We start from the raw sequence: 17,812 nt of genomic DNA, 5'->3' as shown, positions 1-17,812 counted from the left end.
CTGCCTATAGATCACGCATTTGGCAACGGCTTACTCGCCTCCATCCCAAAACAGGTATAATGTCGGTATTCCTGACCGAAGCTGTTCATGAAGTTACTGTGCTTGCGTGATATGGGCAATACGTAAAAAACCGGCATCCCCATCGGAATGCCGGTTTTAACTGTCGGGCAGACGACCATTTGAGTTGCTAGTAAACCTGCCGATAGATGGCTTCGATGTCTTTGGCGGTCATATCGCGTGGATTGCTTTCAATCAGGCGATAGATCTTGGTAAAGACTTCTTCGGCCATTTCGGGCAAAGAGTCTTCGGTTACACCAAGGTCACGCAGCCGGGTTTCAAGGCCGCTTGCCGGGACCATTTCCTCAATCCGCTGGACAAATGCTTCGGCTGCGGCGTCTTCGGACGCAAAATCGGCGTCCTCAATCAGGCAAGGGACCAGTTCCGCATAAAGCTTTTTGGCCGCTGGCAGGTTAAAGCGCAGGACTTGCGCCATGACCAGCGCATTGGCATGCCCATGCGGGATATGGAACCGGGCACCAAGCGGATAAGCCAAGCCATGAATGGCCGCGACCGACGCATTGGCAAACGCCATGCCGGCAATCAATGACCCTTGCAGCATCGCCGATCGCGCATCCTTATCGCCTGGATTTTCAATCACCTTCATCAGGTTCTTGCCCAGCAACGACAGCGCAGTCACCGCCATTCCATCGGCAATCGGGTTTTTGCGCGTGCGGCTGGTATAGCCTTCGATGGCGTGCACCATTGCATCAAGGCCGGTGGCAGCGGTCACCTTTTGCGGCAAACCATAAGTCAGTTCCGCATCCAAAAGCGCGATATCAGGCATCAGTTGCGGGGTATAAACAACCTGCTTAAGGTTATCGGGATCGGTAATCACTGACACCCATGTTACCTCCGATCCGGTTCCCGCGGTGGTCGGGATCTGGATCAGCGGCAGGCGATCGCCGCGTGCTTTGTCGATGCCGTAAATTTCTTCGATGGTTTGGTCGCTATTGGCCAAAAGCGCAACCAGCTTGGCACTATCAAGCGAGCTTCCGCCGCCAAGGCCAATAACGCCGTCCGCCTGCCAATCCTTGGCCTCATCAAGCGCTTGCTGGACGATATGTTGGGGCGGATCAGCGGCCACATCGGAAAACACCTGTACCGCGATTCCTACCGACTCCAGCGATTTTTGCGCCTGATCGGCAAAGCCAAGTGCAACAATGCCCGGATCGCAAATGATGGTGACGCGGGTGGCACCAAGTTCCTGCATCAACGGGCCGGCTTTTACAATGCCACCGGCCTCGCACACGATGCGCGGAACACTTCTAAACATGAAACTCATGGTGGGGCTCCTTGATCGGGGATCAGTTGGCTTTTCCGGCAAGACCGCCGAGGCACATATATTTGATTTCAACAAAGTCATCGATGCCGTATTTCGATCCTTCACGGCCAATTCCCGATTCCTTCACACCGCCAAACGGTGCGGATTCCGTGGAAATGATGCCTTCATTGATGCCGACAATGCCGTATTCCAACGCTTCGCCAACCCGCCAGATGCGTCCGATGTCACGGGCATAGAAATAGGCCGCCAACCCAAACGGCGTGTCATTGGCCATGCGAATGGCTTCTTTTTCGGTGCTGAACTTAAACAGCGGTGCCACTGGGCCAAAGATTTCCTCGGAGAAAATCCGCATGTCATCGGTGACCCCGGTCAGAATGGTCGGGGCAAAGAAGTTGCTGTCGGCTTTTGCGCGCTGCCCGCCAAGGACGGCCTTCGCCCCCTTGGAAACAGCGTCTTGCACCAGTGTTTCGACCTTTTCAATCGCCTTGGTGTTGATCAGTGGTCCTTGGGTCACCCCGTCTTCTGTGCCGTGTCCAATCCGCAATTTGGCAACCGCATCGGCCAGTTTGGCGGCAAAGGCGTCATAGACACTGTCTTGCACCAGAATGCGGTTGGCACAGACACATGTCTGCCCGGCATTGCGGTATTTTGAGGCAATTGCACCGTCAACGGCCTCGTCCAGATCCGCATCATCAAACACGATAAACGGTGCATTCCCGCCAAGTTCCAGGCTGACCTTTTTGACGGTATCAGCACATTGACGCATCAAAAGTTTGCCGACCTGAGTTGATCCGGTAAACGACAATTTGCGCACAATCGGGTTGGACGTTAGCTCGTTACCAATGTCCGCCCCATGCGATGCGGTCACGACATTAATCACCCCATCGGGGAACCCGGCCCGGCGGGCCAATTCGACCAATGCCAAGGCGGTCAGCGGCGTGTCTTCGGCAGGTTTGATCACAACCGTGCAACCCGCGGCCAACGCCGGGGCGCATTTGCGCGTAATCATCGCCATCGGGAAGTTCCATGGCGTAATGGCGGCCACAACGCCAATGGGCTGTTTGATGGTGATAATGCGTTTATCGGCACCGTGCGATGGAATGACATCGCCATAAACGCGTTTGCCTTCTTCGGCAAACCATTCAAGGAATGATGCGCCATAGCCAACTTCACCTGCGGCCTCGGCAAGGGGTTTGCCCTGTTCGCGGGTCATCAAAAGCGCAAGGTCATCCTTGGCCGCCATGCACAGATCAAACCAGTTGCGCAAAACAGCCGCGCGGTCCTTGGCCGTGCGGGCACGCCATCCGGGCAGGGCGGCATTTGCCGCTTCAATCGCCGCACGGGTTTCTTGCGCCCCCATGTCGGGTACATTTGCAAGAAGCTCGCCAGTGGCGGGATCAAGCACGGCAAAGGTTTTGCCGCTGGTCGCATCTGTCCAGGCACCGTTGATGTGGCCCTTAGTTTGCCAAAGGCCGGGATCGTTTAAGGTCAGCATTGTGGGGCTCCGTCGTTACAGGACGCTGGCGTAAATTTTACGTGCGGCGTCAAAGGTCATCTCGCGCGGATTGTTGATCAACAGGCGTTCAACCTTCATGGCGTCCGTTGCCAACATATCAAGATCGCTTTCGCTGACCCCGACTTCGCGCAGTGTTTTGGCAAACGGCATGCGTTCGACCATGTCGGTCATGAATGCGATGAAACGATCACAGGCCGATGCGTCATCGGTAAACCGTTCGCCGGGCAAAACTGCGCGGGCCAGTTCGGCATATTGACCAAGTGCAGCATCGCGATTGAAATTCAGAACTTCGATCAGCACCAACGCATTGCTGTGTCCGTGGGGGACGTGAAAATGCCCGCCAAGCGGATAAGCAAGCGCATGGACCGCCGCAACCGGCGCATTGGCAAATGCCATGCCCGCCATCATCGATCCTTGCAACATGGCTTCGCGGGCAGCCTGACTTGGATTGGCCGATACCGCATCGTCAATTGTGCTGGTCATAAGCTGCAACGCGCGAATGGCCAAACCATCCGACAGGGCGTTTTTCTTATGCTTGGTCGTATAGGCCTCTATCGCATGCACCATGGCATCAATGCCGGTCATGGCCGTGATGGATGCCGGAAGATCCATGGTCAGCTTAGCATCAAGCAGGGCGATATCAGGATAAAGCAACGGCGATACAACACCCTTCTTTTCTTGTGTCGGGGTGGTGACGATTGAAATCGGGGTGACTTCCGATCCGGTCCCGGCTGTGGTTGGCACCTGAATAAGCGGCAGGCGCGGTCCTTTTGCCAAACCAATACCGTAAATGTCAGAAAGGTTCTGATCGTGCCCACATAAAAGCGCAACCAGTTTGGCGGTATCCATCGAGGATCCGCCGCCAAGGCCGATGATGATATCGGCCCAGAAATCCTGCGACCCTTTGACGGCTTCAAGAATGGTGCTTTCGGGCGGGTCGGCTTCGACGCGGGTCCAAAGCAGTGTTTCAATCCCTGCCTGTTTTAACGCGTCAAACGGGGCGTCAATCAAGCCGACCTTTTGCAGGCCGGGATCGGTGATCAGAACCGCACGTTTTGCACCAAGTTCGTTGCACAAAGCACCAAGCTTAAGCGCACCATCAAATTCGCAAATCACGCGCGGTGTTGTTTCAAAGATAAAGTCAGACATGGAAAACCTCGTCTTATGTGGGGCGGCTTATGCAGGCTGCATTTCGGCGGGGTGAACGGTACCGCGTTCAATGCGATAGCTGCCTGTGACTAGATCGGACGAATGGCTGTCGTCTGATTCCGAAATCAGAACGCACAAACCACTGCTGCCCAGATTGGCGATGACTTCTGACAGACGCCGCGACAAAACGGGCGCGACACCTTCGAACGGTTCATCAAGCAGCAACAACTTGCGGCCCGGCATCAATGCACGGCCAAGCGACACCAGTTTTTGCTGGCCCCCCGACAATTGCAAAGCACGTCTTTGGCGGAATTGGGCAATTTCAGGCAACAGGTCATAAACCCACTCAAGCCGTTCTTTGGCGTCGGTAATGCCATTGGTCCATGCGGGCATCAGAATGTTTTCCTCAACCGTCAGCGACGGGATCAGGCGGCGGTCTTCGGGCATATAGCTGATGCCGTTTTTGGCCCTTGCGTGATCGGCCATCTTACGAAGGTCATTACCGTCAAAGGCAAGATCACCGTCATCAATATCAAGCAACCCCATGATGGTGCGCATCAAGGTGGTTTTGCCCGCGCCATTGTGCCCAATAAGGCCAAACATTTGCCCGGACGGAACCGACAAAGACACATCGCGCAGGATCGGAATATTGCCGATCGACACATTCAGATTTTTGATTTCCAAGGTCATGATGCGCCATTCCCTTTTTTCTGTGTGGGCCGATGACCGGTCACAAGATCACGGACCTGTTCATCGGCAAGAACTGCGGCGGGTTTGCCATCGGCGATGATTTCACCGCTATAAAATGCCAACACGCGCGAGACATAGCGTTCGACCACATCCATATCGTGTTCGACAAACAACACCGTCACACCATGCTGGCGCACCGCATTCATCACCGTATCCATAAGGCCGGTTTTCTCATCCATGCTGACGCCACTTGTCGGTTCATCAAGCAACAGCATCTGCGGATTGCCAATCAGGGCCATGGCAATATCAACCAGCTTACGCGCCCCTTGCGGAACCGCGGTGACCAGTGAATCACGGTAATGTTCGACACCAAATTCGGCCAAAATTTCCTCGGCACGTGCAATGCGGGCATCACTTCGAAGCGGGCTTAGGAAACTTGGGCGTGGGCTTTCAGCCGCCGCAAGGGCAACCAAAAGGTTATCCAGAACGTTCATTTCCGGAAACAGCTGCGCGACCTGAAATGACCGCGCCATACCGGCACGGGTAATCGCACGCGGTGAATGTCCAAGGATCGATTTACCATTGAACAGGATTTCGCCCCGTGTCGGTTTCAAGTAGCCGGTGACCATATTGATAAAGGTGGTTTTACCCGCCCCGTTTGATCCAATCACACCGACAACTTCGCCCTTGGCGACCTGCACGTTTAAATCCTTTGCCGCGATGACGGCGCCGAATTCTTTGTTCAGGGAACGTGTTTCAAGAATATTGGTCATGTGCGTTCTCCTGACTTTTCACGTGACACCAGGCTCCAAAGACCTTTGGGCAGGAAGACGATGACGCCAAGCAGGGTGAAACCAAGAATCATCTGCCAAGTGTTGGGGACAAATTCGATGGAATAGGTCCGAACAACCGAAAAGACGATGGCGGCAATAAAGGGTGCTGCGACATGGCCAAGCCCGCCCAAAAGGGCAATGAAAATGAACTCGCCCGACGTCGTCCAATAAGCCATTTCCGGATCAACGTGCCCGGTGGCAAGGGCGGTTAAACCGCCGCCAAGGGCCGATACAGCCGCCGCCGCAACATAGTTCCCGTACAAAAGCCACCTTGGCGACAGGCCAAGATATTCGACCCGAACTTCGTTTTCGCGTACCGCTTCACAGATCACACCGATCCCGGCCTTGGTGTAACGGTGGATCAAAATGGCAATCAGAAGGCCGGCCGCAATGGTCATGGTAAAGACGGTTTGCTGACTGTCCGCACCAGTTTCCGGGGCCCAGCCAAACAGCGTCCAGTTGTGAACGTTAAAGCCATCCGTGCTGCCCAGTCCCTGACTTTTGACCAGAATGCCAAACAGGATCATGGAAAAGGCCAGCGACAACATCGCAAAGAAGATGTCGCGATAGCGTGTCAGAAGCAGGCCAAGGATCATGGCGACCACAATCGCAACCGCCATCCCCAATGCAAGGGCGGCAATCGCATCATGAATGCCAAAGAACTGCCCACCCATCCCGACGGTATAACCACCGATGCAGTAAAACAGACCCTGACCAAATGATACCAAACCAGAACGCATCTGCATGACCACGCCCTGCACAACAAGGGCCTTGGCAAGGGCGATGGTCAAAAGAAAGATCAGCCAACCTGGTGATATAAAACCAAACAGGACACAGGCGATTGCGACCAGCGCAAGCGAGATTTCAGTTTTATCAAAACGCATGTCAGATTTTCCTCGCCATGGTGCGACCAAACAGGCCTTCGGGGCGGAATGCCAGAACAAGCGACATGACGCCGTAAATGACGAAAAGTTCGAATTCCGGCGCGTAATGCACAGCTGCCGCACGGCTCATACCTACAAGAAGGGCACCAACGGCCGCCCCCCCGATGCTGCCAAGGCCACCGATCACGACAACTGCAAAGGCCAGAACGATGACTTCGATCCCGATACCGGGCACAACTGAAATGGCGGGTGCCGTCAGCGCACCGGCAAGTGCACCAAGGGTGGTGCCAAGGACAAAGGTAATGGTGAACATCAGGCGGACATTGACGCCCATCGCAACCGCGATTTCGCGGTCATGGATCACCGCACGCAGGACCTTGCCCTGATTGGTGCGTTCAAGCCACGCCCACAACCCAACACCAAGAAGGGCCGAGACCCCGACAAGGGCCAGATCGTAATTCGATACCTTAAGTAAGCCGAACGCCGTTCGCCCCAATTCTGTATAGGGCTGATAAGCAAAATACGGGCTAACCCCCCAAACGATTTTCATCGTGTCTTCAAGGATCAGCAAAAGCGCATAGGTAATGATCACCATCAGGATTTCATCGCGGCCATACATCAGGCGCAGCAACCCACGTTCAACGATCACACCAACAATCAGGCCGGCAACCAGTGCGGCCCCAACCAATAACAGATAGCTCATCCATGCCGGGCCAACGCCATTGTTGAAATACCAGCCAATCAATGATGCCGCGGAATAGGCCCCAATGGCATAGAAACTGCCATGCGCCATGTTCAGAATGCGCATCACGCCGTAAATAACGGTCAGGCCAGCGGCAACAAGAAATAGCCACGACGCATAGATTGAACCATCAATCAGGACGGCAAGAAGACTTGTCATCACAAATATCCAATGTGCAGGAAAGGGGGCGGACATCCCGCATTTGGGATGCCCGCAGTCACAGGGAGAACGTGCTTATTTACACTCGGCGCCAGCGAAATCGTCGGCGATCCAGTCCGCAGCAGAAACGCCTTCCGGCGGGGTGACACACTCGCCAGTGAACGAGACTTTATTCACGATGGATGCTTCGCCGTCTTCATAGTGGTATTCGCCGTAAGTGATGCCCTGCATGGCCTGATGACCATTGGCGCGCGCCATTTGTACGGTGCCAGAAACCGATTCAAAGGTTGCACCCTTGATGCCCGATGTAAGCTGCTCTGCGGTCGGGATTTCCTTATCGGCAACGCCCGCATTTTCAGCCGCAAACTTCAGGCCAAGGATCGCCTGCGCCATTTTGGTTGCCGGATACACCGGATCCAGATCATAGGCCGCGTTATACGCACCCTTGAACCAGTTGTTCAGCGCATTGTTCGGCGCAAAGGCACCAAATGGCCCACGGGCACCAATGATCATGCCGTTTGGTGCCTGATCCTTATAGGTCGCAAAGCTTGCTTCACCGCAGGTCAGAAGGCCGGTTGCATCTTCAAGAAGGCCACGGGCGTTTGCCTGAAGAACCAGTGCTTCCATATCCCCACCCCAGAAGGAGGAATGAACGATTTCCGGGCGTTTAACTGAAAGAGCGGAAATCTCGGCGCCATACTGACCCTGATAGATTTTCGGGAATTGTTCTTCGACGATTTCCGCGTTCGGAAGAAGTTTCCCGGCCGCTGCGGTGAAATCGGCCCAGCTATCCTGACCCCAGGAATAGTTCTGCTGAATGCCCGAAAGGCGGGTAACGTCCGGACGGGTTGCAGCCAAATAGCGCGCAGCACCGATGTTATCAACAGATGCATCAAGGCCGGTACGGAACATGTATTTGGCATCTGGATTGTCGGCAAACAGGCGCGGTGTGCCGCAATCATATGCGATGGTAAAGGTTTTAAGTTCTTCGGCAACCGGCGCGATGGCAAGGCAATCACCCGATGAAACATAGCCGATCACGGCATCAACGTTCTGGCGCTGAACCAGGTTGCGGTATTCTTCAACCTGTTTGGTTGCGCCACCGGCTTCGTCAATGATCACAGCTTCGATTTCAGCACCATTGATGCCGATTTTATCGTAAGGGGCCGGAAGGTTGCCTTTGTTCAGGCCTTCGACAAGAACCTTGGCCGCATTGGCAGACGGAACACCAAACGGACCAGCAGCGGCACCTGACAGGAAGGTCACGATACCAACGCGGAATTTACCGTTGTCTGCGGCGGATGCACCCGATGCCATGCCGGCACTCAGTGCAACGGCAGCGACGCCTGAAACCAGATATTTGCTCAAAGTTGCTTTATTCTTCTTCACGTTTTCCTCCCTAGGAAATGACTATGGTGTTGGTGGTGGAACCGCCTCTGACCCGCCCGCCACTGCATTGCGGCGTAGCTTCACCATTTTCTTTGATGGCTTTAGGTCTTCGGCGTCATAAATCGCCCAATTCCCGACCATCAATTTCGACGGTGGAAAATCTTCGTTATGGACGATTGTGCCCACGGCTTGCGCCTGGACAATCTGGTGGGTGTCTGGATCGATATAGGATGCGAAACCGGGCGGATCTTCGGGCAGGGCCAGTTGCAAACCTTCAAGCGCTTTGATCAGCTTGGCGTCGTCATTGGCTGTTCCGGCTTTTTCAATCGCGCGCGCAATCGCCATGATCCCGGTATAGGCACCTTCGGCGGCATAGGTCGGATACCGTCCGGTTCTGTTGTGGAACTGGGCAACAAACTGCTTGTTGCGACCTGTTTCGGGCCAGTTGTTGTGATGGCGCGCCGACAGGATCAAACCCGGATAGGGCTGATCGCCAAGGGCTGTCATCACATCGTAATTCGCCCCGGTGTCAAAGTTCGCCAGCCGCGTGGTTTCAAAGAACCGTGTGGTTGCGGCCTGCTTGATAAAGGCAATGAAATCGCCACCCCAAAGGGCGGTTACAACAACATCTGGCTTGGCCGACTGAAGCGCGTTGATATAGATGGAATAGTCCGGCTCATACAGCTTGGGCCACAAATCCCCAACCCGTTCATACTCAACACCCAATTCATCAAGGGCGAGCTGAAGGTCGGTCCAAGACACATGGCCGTAATCGTAATCAGGCCCGATAAAGGCCAGTCTGCGCCAGTTGGTTTTCTTTTGCAGATCGCGCAGATACCGCGCACCTGCCGCCATTGAGGTCCAGCTGTCATTGGTGACACGGAAATAATATTCGTGACCGGCCTCGATGCTCAGCCGCGAAGACGCGTGATCGGTGCCGATCATGATGATCTTTTCGCGAAGGGCCAGATCACTGACCGCATGCGCCACCCCTGATGACACGATCCCGCAAAAGAACTGGGCCTTGTCATTGGTGATGAAATCTTTTGCCAGTCGCACGGCATAGGATGCTTTGGATCGTGGATCGTCGGCAATGACGCGCAATTGCGGGGCGGGCAACCCGGCCTTTGCTTCCTTGGCAAGGTCATCAAGGGCAATCTGGATACCAGCGATGCTGTCACGACCATAGGTCGCTGATCGGCCGGTCATTGGGTACAAACAGCCAACGACCGCGTCCGCCTCTGCGGGCGTCGCGCCAAGTTCAAAACGTTCTGCCTGTGCAGGCGTGCCCGCCAACAGCATGAACGTTGTTGCAATGATGGTGATGCACCCGGAAACCGGGCGTTTAAGCATCTCCATAACGTATCCTCCCTACGAATGGTTGTTCCATTCGTGTTTGTACCTTTGATCTGCTATTGCGCAAAGGCTGTGCCAGTTCTGGGAAACAGGGTGCAAAGCGCACGATGATGCGGGTTTGCGCATTTTGGCGGGATGAACCCTGCGCGTATGAGCGGCTAACAGAGCGGCTTTCGCTCCAAAAGAAAAACCCTTATGAGCGGTTATCGCTCATAAGGGGGTGCGTCGATCAAAGCCAAAAGGGATTACTGCAGGCCAAGCCGCTGTAGCCTGCGTTTTAAGGCATGGCGCGAAATCCCGAGTATCTCTGCCGCACGTCCTTTGTGCCCGTCGGCTTGTTCAAGGGCGTCTTGCACAATATGGCGCTCGGTCACGTCAAGACGGTCTTGTAATTGTGGGGCATTGGCGTTGGCAGGGGGGGCTTCAGCGTTTGTCAAAGAAGGATCGCCTTGCTGATGAAACTCGCCAGGCAGGACATCCGATGTGATGGTTTTGCCGGGATACAGAATTGTCAGGCGCTCAATCAGGTTTTTAAGCTCCCGCACGTTGCCGCGCCACGGATGGGCCAACAAAATATCCTGCGTTTCGCTGTCAAACTCGATCGGGTGGCAGCCTTCTGCCTGTGCCTGGCGATCGGTGAAATGTCGCACAAGGCTTAGGATATCTTCGCCACGCGCACGAAGGGCAGGGATATCGATGGTAATCACATTCAAACGATAAAACAGGTCTTCTCGGAAAAGGCCCAATCGGACTTGCTCGGCAAGGTCACGGTTGGTTGCGGCAATCACCCGCACATCGGCGGATGCAGATCGTTCTGCCCCCACCGGGCGATAATCGCCGTTTTCCAGAAAATGTAAAAACTTCGCCTGAAGCGCAAGCGGCAGTTCGCCAATTTCGTCTAGGAACAAGGTGCCTCTGTCGGCAAGTCGGACCAGACCTGTGCGTTTTTGGTGGGCGCCGGTATAGGACCCTTTTTCCGCACCAAACAATTCGGATTCAATCAGTTGTTCGGGCAATGCCGCACAGTTGACCTCGACAAAAGCGCGATCTTGACGTGGGCTTTGGCTGTGGATTGCGCGCGCAACCAATGCCTTGCCGGTCCCGGATTCCCCGAGTAGCAAAATACGGCTGGCACTACTTTGCGCCACCCGGTCAATGGTGGTGCGAAGGTCGCTCATGGCGGCACATTCGCCGATCAATCCGTTGGTCGGGACCGCATCGCGACGGCGATGATAATCAAGTTCCAGCGCTACCTGGCTTTGATCGATAGTGGTTTTGATGGTGTGGATCAGCTCATCAAGTTCAAACGGTTTGCTTAGGTAATCCGCCGCGCCGTTTTTAACCGCCTGCACGGCCGCACGCGTGTCGCCATGGGCCGAAATCATAATCACCGGGATGCTGACATCCAGTTTCTGGATACTGCCCAGCACCTCCATGCCATCCGCACCTGGAAGACGCAGATCAAGCAAGATGATATCAAACTGTTGCTTGCGGACGGCCAAAAAGGCGTCTTCGCCAGAATGAACGCCGGTGACGTCCATGCCTTCTGTGCGCAGTGCAAAGCTTAGTGATCGGACAAACGATTCCTCGTCGTCAACGATCAGAATCCTGATCCGTTTGGACATTTTTTGGCTTTTCCTCCTGACGGGGCCCCGACCTTTGGGCCGGGAACGTCAATATTATCGTTGTGCCCTCTTGCGGGGCGCTTTCGATGTTGATTGTACCATGATTTGCTTCGACCAGTTGCTGGCTGATTGTCAGGCCTAATCCGGTACCTTTGCTTTTCATGGTAAAAAATGGCTGGGTCACGTCAAGTAAATGCTCCCGCGCGATGCCACAGCCATCGTCAGTCACGCGGATTTCAACCATGTCGCCTTGATCTTCGGCGCGCAGGCTTACGGTGCCGCCTTTTTCACATGCCTGCACCGCATTAATTCCAAGGTTCAGCAGGATTTGCAAAATCTGATCGGGATCGACATAGATGCTGATGCGGGAATCACCGCTTGTGAAAAAGCGGACATTGGCTTCTTCGGCGACGGGTTCAAGTAACACTGACGTTTGGCGAAATAACTCACGGATTGCGGTGGTTTGCGGGGCCGCTTCGCCCGGACGACCATATGATAGCAGGTCATTGACCACGCGTGACAGCCGGTCAATCTGACTTCCCATATCATCCAAAAGGGTGATGCGTTCTGCGTCTTGTTCACGCCGGCTTAATGCCTGAACCGTTGTTTTCATGGTTGCCAGCGGATTGCGCACTTCATGGGCGACGCCGGTGGCAAACTGCCCCAAAACGGCAAGCTTTTCGGCGCGCACCGTGCGATCAATCAAATCTTTCAGCTGCCAGGCCATGGTGTTAAATGCCTTGGCCACGGTGCTGATTTCATCGCGACGGCGTCCTTCGGGCAGGCGGTAATAAAGATCGCCCGATGCGATGCTGTTGGCCCCTTGGACCAAGGTATCCACCCGTCGGCGCAAGCTGCGCGACAGGGCAAAGAAAATCGCCAAAATCACCGCGATAATCAGAATGGCGGTGGCATAAAGCCAGAGCCGCGTTTGATCAATCGGCTGCAAAATCGTGCCCGGGTGAACGCTCATGACGATGTTCCATCCCGGAAGGATGCTGGGCCCTTCAACCAACTCGCCGGTGACCTCGGTCGGGCGTCCGGTCGGGTCAAGCACGATGCCGCCGGGGGTCCGCAAAAGCGGCTCAATCACGCCCGCCACCCCGGCACTGGCCAGCAGTTCGGTCAAGGATGCCAGACGCACATGCAGTGCGACCGATACATTTTGTCCCAATCCGGAATCGCGGATTTGTTGGCGCATTAACAGCCAACCAGAATTGCCATGTTCGGGCAATTTGGGCCCAATGAACTCGACCCCTTGGTGGGTCACATGCGGAAGGCCCTTAATGTCCCAATCGGTTTTTGACCAATATGGCGGGCCTGATGCGGCTTGCCCGGCGACCAGGCGATCCAGATTGTCCTGACGATCAAAAAACAAAACGCCATACAAATCCGGTGAGTCTGCCTCAACCCGCAAAAGGGTCAGGGCTTCGTCCGCTTGCGGTGTGTTGGGCGCATCGATAAAGGCCGGCAGGGCCGGGTGATTGGACAGGGTGACCAGTTGATAAATGCGCGCATCCAAGAATGATGAGAGCTTGTTGGACGTCGCGGCAACCTGCGCACTTAACCGTTCCCCGGTCAGGCGATCAATCAGTTCATTGGAAAAACGCTGATAGAAAAAGCTCAACGCAATCAGCGCGCACACGACAACCCCAACCGATAAAAGCGTATATCGGGCGACAAGGCTCAGACGTTGATTGCGCGACCAATGAAACGCGGACACGGACAGGCTCCCAGATGGCTTGTTGATTTTCAAAGCCAGTAATTTTGTTGTTTATTGTATTAGTTCTGTCGCAATTCGACCAACGCAGCAAGTCAAAGATGTGCGCGGGATGCAGATGCCGGGCATGGCTAGGCAAGCCATCTTTTGTGGCCTGCTATTCAGGCGGGATCATCTTTTCGCGGTTAAACTTTTTGATGGAAAACTCGCAGGTCTTTGGCACCATCACGCAGAATCAGGCGCACCAAACTCTTGCCCGCAAAGATCATTTTGCAGGTTCTTTAACCTCACAACAGCCCGTTGGACGCGTTATTGGAATCTGCCTGACTTTGCCAGTTCGCGCAGGATGGCCTTCCATTCTTCAAGGATTTGACGGGCGGCATCCGGTTGACTGTCAAAGCTTTTATGCACCGCCAATCCGCGCAGCAGGCACAGGTTCATCTGAACGAACGTTTGGACCTGTTTGGTGTTTTCGGTAACACCCAGCATCTGGGCAACGTCGTTGTCACGTTTTGCCGTCCAGCGTGACATGGCGTTGCGCAAATCTTGGCCAAGATCATCATCAAGCCGTGAGGCCAACATTAATTCCAGCGACGCCATATAGTTGTCCGGCGAGAATATCGTATCCCACAACACATCAATAAGCTCGTCCGTTTCCATCTTGGGCGGGCCGTCCGGGTTATTAAACGGCCAGGCATTTTCCCAAGAGGCGATCAGATATTCAAACGCTGCCACGATCAATTCATTGCGGGTTGGAAACTGATGGGTGAGCGCCCCGCGCGAGACATTCGCCCTTTGCGCGATTTCCTGTGTTGAGATTCGCTCATATCCAATTTCCGTAAGCGCACGCAACGTCGCCTCGCATACGCGTTTTCGCGTATCTCTGGACCGTTCAGCCTGTGTCCGGCGGCGTGGTGTCGTCGTCTTTTCAGATGCCGCTTCAGACGGGGCTGATGTCTTATTTTTCAAGGCCATAGGCGTAACTCTCCCAAAGTCGTTGCGCAGATATAGCTTATTTCACACCGCACAAATACGACAAGCCCCATTTATGACAGTTGACATTTACAAGCAGACCCGTCTGTATGTTTATTAAATCGCGATCGGAAATTGGGGGCCGCATACGGATGTTCTGCCTCCCCGATGACGAACGACAAAAATTCTAAATCAGCACGGCAATTCACGCCTGAATCAGGAGACATTAATGATCAATAAGAAGACCTTTCTTACGTTGGCAACGGCCCTTTTGGCGGCTGGCAGTGCGTTTTCGGCACATGCTGAGACCAACTTTGTTGCCAACTCTTTTTACGATGGCGAACATCCGCTCAGCAAATTTGGCTATATCGAGTGGGCCGATACGGTGCGTGAACTTTCGGGCGGCGATCTGAACCCCGAAGTCTATACCGGCAGTGTTCTTCTTGCTCCGCGCGCAAGCCTGCAAGGTGCACGCGATAACATTGCGAATGTCGCCAATATTGCCGCGGTTTACACCCCGTCCGAACTGCCGGTCGCCAACGCGATCCAGGAACTGGGCTTTAACTATTCCGATCCGCTCGTTGCGATTTTCGCTGCCGCTGATTTTAGCATGCACAACGAAGAGCAGCTTCAAGAATGGGCCGATAACGGCATTGTCTATCTTGGGGCCTATGCCACCCCGCCTTACATCCTGTTCTGCAGTAAACCGGTCCGCACCCTTGAAGATATCAAAGGCAAGCGTATCCGTACCGCTGGATCGAATGTTTCCAAATGGGTCGAAGAAGTCGGCGCGATCCCGGTCAACGTTCCATCAAGTGAGATGTATACAGGTCTTGAGCGCGGCACACTTGATTGCGCAACCAATGCTGCAAACGATCTGATCGACCGTTCGCTTTGGGAAGTTGCCCCTTACACCACCGAGCTTCCAACTGGCATGTATTGGACCGGACCAGAATGGGGCTTTAACGCTGGCTTCTGGGCGGACATTACCACCACGCAGCGTCAGCAGCTGATGGATGCTACCGCACACGGCATGTCGAGCATGGCTGTTAAATACATTGCCCGCTCCGAAGAGGCCCTTGTTCAAGCCAAAGAAAAAGGTAACGAGATTTCGCAGCCCTCTGCCGAACTGATGGCATCCGTCGAAGCATTCCGTGAAAAAGTTCTCGGTGATATCTATACCGTTGCCGAAGAAAAATACGGTGTTTCTGATGGCCCGGCTCTGATCGATGATTTCCGCTTCACCTATGCGAAATGGGAAGGCCTTCTTTCCGGTGTTGACCGCAGCGACATCGACGCGTTGACGGAACTGGCCCGCAAAGAAATCTACGGCACACTTGATCCGGCAACCTACGGAATCAACTAAGCCAATGGTGCCGCCTCTTCTTGGGGCGGCACTTTGCCTTTGTGCCGATATCAGGCAGGACACCTTCGTTTCCTGCGGATGTTTGGCTGCTTTTGATGTTTCATTTTCGACATAAAGCAGAGCTTTCCCTATGCCTTCAACCACAAATGACATGCCGGTCGACGTTCACGACGACGATACCGGTCTCCTCTTTCGCTGTGTGTCGTGGCTTAACAAAGCCTTTCTTGCCGTCGCGGCGATTTTCGTTGTCCTGATGATGCTCCATGTCACGGCGGATGTCGTGCTTCGCAATGTCTCGGATATTGGCATTCCTGCAACGCTTGAAATCGTTTCGTACTACTACATGGTCTGCGCGATTTTCCTCGCCTTTGGCTATGTTGAACTGAAAAATCAGCATATCCGGGTCGATCTGTTTGTGATGCAAATGCCCCGATCGGTGCAGGTCGTTTTGTACATCTTCGCTTGCCTTGCCGGATTTGTGTTTTTTGGTTTGTTGGCATGGCAAAGCACGGTTGATGCGATCCGTGCGACCCAGTCGTACGAAACGATCATGTCCAATTTCCTGTTTTATGTCTGGCCCAGCAGATGGGCGCTTCCGATTGGTTTCTTTGGCTGCCTGTTGGCCATTTTGTGCAACCTGTTAAAGGCGGTAACGCGCTGGCGTGCTTTGTAAGAGGGTATAATGAGTAATCTTGATATTGGGATCATTGGTACCCTTGTTGCGCTTGGCTTGATCGCGCTGCGGGTGCCAATTGGTTTAAGCTTGGGGCTGGTTTCCATCGGTGGCATTGCCGCGATGTTCAATATAAACGTCGCATTGGGGACGATTTCCGCCACCCCATTTGAATATGTCGGCCAGTGGGAATTGACGGCCGCCCCGATGTTCTTGCTGATGGGTTTTATCTGTTCATCGACAAACATGACCAAGGGGCTGTTCGAAGCCCTTCGATTGTATCTGTCGCGTCTGCCCGGAGGGCTTGCGATTGCAAGTGTCGGTGCCTGCGCCTTCTTTGCCGCTGCTGCTGGCTCAAGTGTCGCAACCGCATCGGCGATGTCGCGCATCGCGGTGCCTGAAATGCTGCGCAACAACTATGACAAGGGCCTTGCGACTGGGACCATTGCTGCGTCCGGCACTTTGGGGTCGCTTATTCCGCCAAGTGTGCTTTTGATCCTGTATGGTGTGTACGCCAAGGTATCTGTTGGGCAGTTGTTTATGGCCGGGTTCATCCCCGGTGTGCTGTCCGCACTTGTCTATATCGGCATGATCATGGCGCGGGTGAAACTTAAACCATCCCTTGCTGGCACGGTTGTCGAACGCCCAACCCGCGAAGAAAAACGCGCCGCGCTTAAAACCATCTGGCCATTGCCGGTTTTGATTTTCTGTGTGCTGGGCGGGATTTTCTCAGGTCTGTTTTCCCCGACGGAGGCCGGTGCGCTTGGCGCCTTTGTCGCTGCACTGATTGCTGCATTCCGTGGGACGCTGACATGGAAGGCAATCAAATCATCTCTGTGTGACACCATCGTTGCCGCCACGGGCATCTTCGTCATTCTGATTGGCTCTGTCTTCTTCACCAGATTTTTGGCGCTCAGTGGCCTTCCCGCAGCATTTTCCGATGCTGTCTTGGGGGTGAGTTCAGAGCCATGGTGGATATTCCTGGCGGTGACGGTGATCTATGTCGTGCTTGGCATGTTGATTGACTCGATTGGACTGTTGCTTTTGACCCTGCCGCTGATTTTGCCATTGGTGCATGGTGCGGGACTGGACCCAATTTGGTTTGGCATCATTTTGATCAAGCTGCTTGAAATTGGTCTTGTCACTCCGCCGGTCGGCTTGAACGTTTATATGATCAAGGGGGCCTTGGGGGATCTTGTGACCTTACCTCAAGTGTTCCGTGGGGTGGGGTGGTTCATTGCGATGGACTTCTTGACCTTGTTGATTTTGATGCTGATTCCAGCCCTGTCTTTGTGGCTGCCGACCCTCGCATATCGCTAAAATAATCCCCCTGACGCGTTCGCGTGGTCAGGGGGCACCCGTTTGAATATGTCGAACAATATTGGAAAATCAGGGG

General features: G+C 54.3%; 15 protein-coding genes. 3 read left to right on the top strand and 12 right to left on the bottom strand.

The window, feature by feature from the left end; genetic code table 11:
• Positions 1 to 187: 187 nt before the first annotated feature.
• The 12 genes from HCZ99_RS09105 to HCZ99_RS09050 all read right to left on the bottom strand — a co-directional run bounded on the left by HCZ99_RS09105 (position 188) and on the right by HCZ99_RS09050 (position 14,380).
• Positions 188 to 1,342, bottom strand: a complete 1,155-nt coding sequence (locus HCZ99_RS09105; protein WP_167446606.1) for an iron-containing alcohol dehydrogenase — start codon at positions 1,340 to 1,342, stop codon at positions 188 to 190.
• Between the two features lie 22 nt (positions 1,343 to 1,364).
• Entirely contained in the window at positions 1,365 to 2,837 is a 1,473-nt protein-coding gene (locus HCZ99_RS09100) for an NAD-dependent succinate-semialdehyde dehydrogenase (RefSeq protein ID WP_175581443.1), read from the bottom strand.
• Between the two features lie 15 nt (positions 2,838 to 2,852).
• A complete protein-coding gene (locus HCZ99_RS09095) occupies positions 2,853 to 4,007 on the bottom strand; it encodes an iron-containing alcohol dehydrogenase (RefSeq protein WP_167446605.1) in 1,155 nt (384 codons plus the stop codon).
• A gap of 27 nt (positions 4,008 to 4,034) precedes the next feature.
• Positions 4,035 to 4,697 carry an ABC transporter ATP-binding protein gene (locus HCZ99_RS09090; protein WP_167446604.1) on the bottom strand — a complete coding sequence of 221 codons (663 nt, stop codon included), beginning with the start codon at positions 4,695 to 4,697 and terminating at the stop codon, positions 4,035 to 4,037.
• The gene (locus HCZ99_RS09085; RefSeq protein WP_167446603.1) at positions 4,694 to 5,470 is read right to left on the bottom strand and encodes an ABC transporter ATP-binding protein; all 777 of its coding nucleotides are present in this window, start codon (positions 5,468 to 5,470) and stop codon (positions 4,694 to 4,696) included. The genes HCZ99_RS09090 and HCZ99_RS09085 overlap by 4 nt, the downstream gene beginning before the upstream one ends.
• Positions 5,467 to 6,414, bottom strand: coding sequence for a branched-chain amino acid ABC transporter permease (locus tag HCZ99_RS09080; RefSeq protein WP_167446602.1), 948 nt, complete (start codon positions 6,412 to 6,414; stop codon positions 5,467 to 5,469). The genes HCZ99_RS09085 and HCZ99_RS09080 overlap by 4 nt, the downstream gene beginning before the upstream one ends.
• Before the next feature lies 1 nt (position 6,415).
• Positions 6,416 to 7,315 (bottom strand): branched-chain amino acid ABC transporter permease, encoded by a 900-nt coding sequence (locus HCZ99_RS09075; protein WP_167446601.1) that lies wholly within the window; start codon positions 7,313 to 7,315, stop codon positions 6,416 to 6,418.
• A 75-nt stretch (positions 7,316 to 7,390) separates the two neighbouring features.
• Positions 7,391 to 8,704, bottom strand: coding sequence for an ABC transporter substrate-binding protein (locus tag HCZ99_RS09070; protein WP_167446600.1), 1,314 nt, complete (start codon positions 8,702 to 8,704; stop codon positions 7,391 to 7,393).
• A 21-nt stretch (positions 8,705 to 8,725) separates the two neighbouring features.
• Complete coding sequence (locus tag HCZ99_RS09065) at positions 8,726 to 10,063, bottom strand: ABC transporter substrate-binding protein (protein ID WP_167446599.1); 1,338 nt, start codon at positions 10,061 to 10,063, stop codon at positions 8,726 to 8,728.
• A 242-nt stretch (positions 10,064 to 10,305) separates the two neighbouring features.
• A complete protein-coding gene (locus HCZ99_RS09060; RefSeq protein ID WP_167446598.1) occupies positions 10,306 to 11,685 on the bottom strand; it encodes a sigma-54-dependent transcriptional regulator in 1,380 nt (459 codons plus the stop codon).
• Positions 11,654 to 13,408 (bottom strand): sensor histidine kinase, encoded by a 1,755-nt coding sequence (locus HCZ99_RS09055; RefSeq protein ID WP_167446597.1) that lies wholly within the window; start codon positions 13,406 to 13,408, stop codon positions 11,654 to 11,656. Before HCZ99_RS09055 ends, HCZ99_RS09060 begins: the two co-directional genes overlap by 32 nt.
• Positions 13,409 to 13,714: 306 nt before the next feature.
• Entirely contained in the window at positions 13,715 to 14,380 is a 666-nt protein-coding gene (locus HCZ99_RS09050; RefSeq protein WP_167446596.1) for a TetR/AcrR family transcriptional regulator, read from the bottom strand.
• 226 nt (positions 14,381 to 14,606) lie between these two features.
• Between HCZ99_RS09050 and HCZ99_RS09045 the strand changes: the two genes are divergently transcribed.
• The 3 genes from HCZ99_RS09045 to HCZ99_RS09035 all read left to right on the top strand — a co-directional run bounded on the left by HCZ99_RS09045 (position 14,607) and on the right by HCZ99_RS09035 (position 17,736).
• Positions 14,607 to 15,743 carry a C4-dicarboxylate TRAP transporter substrate-binding protein gene (locus tag HCZ99_RS09045; RefSeq protein ID WP_167446595.1) on the top strand — a complete coding sequence of 379 codons (1,137 nt, stop codon included), beginning with the start codon at positions 14,607 to 14,609 and terminating at the stop codon, positions 15,741 to 15,743.
• Positions 15,744 to 15,873: 130 nt separating this feature from the next.
• Positions 15,874 to 16,416: a TRAP transporter small permease gene (locus tag HCZ99_RS09040; protein WP_217701481.1), complete on the top strand. Its 543-nt coding sequence runs from the start codon at positions 15,874 to 15,876 to the stop codon at positions 16,414 to 16,416.
• Between the two features lie 9 nt (positions 16,417 to 16,425).
• Complete coding sequence (locus HCZ99_RS09035) at positions 16,426 to 17,736, top strand: TRAP transporter large permease (protein ID WP_167446594.1); 1,311 nt, start codon at positions 16,426 to 16,428, stop codon at positions 17,734 to 17,736.
• The last annotated feature ends 76 nt before the right edge of the window (positions 17,737 to 17,812 follow it).

This window comes from Thalassospira lucentensis (genome assembly GCF_011806425.1).
GTDB lineage: Bacteria > Pseudomonadota > Alphaproteobacteria > Rhodospirillales > Thalassospiraceae > Thalassospira > Thalassospira lucentensis_B.
This window is presented reverse-complemented; position numbering and strand designations above follow the sequence as displayed.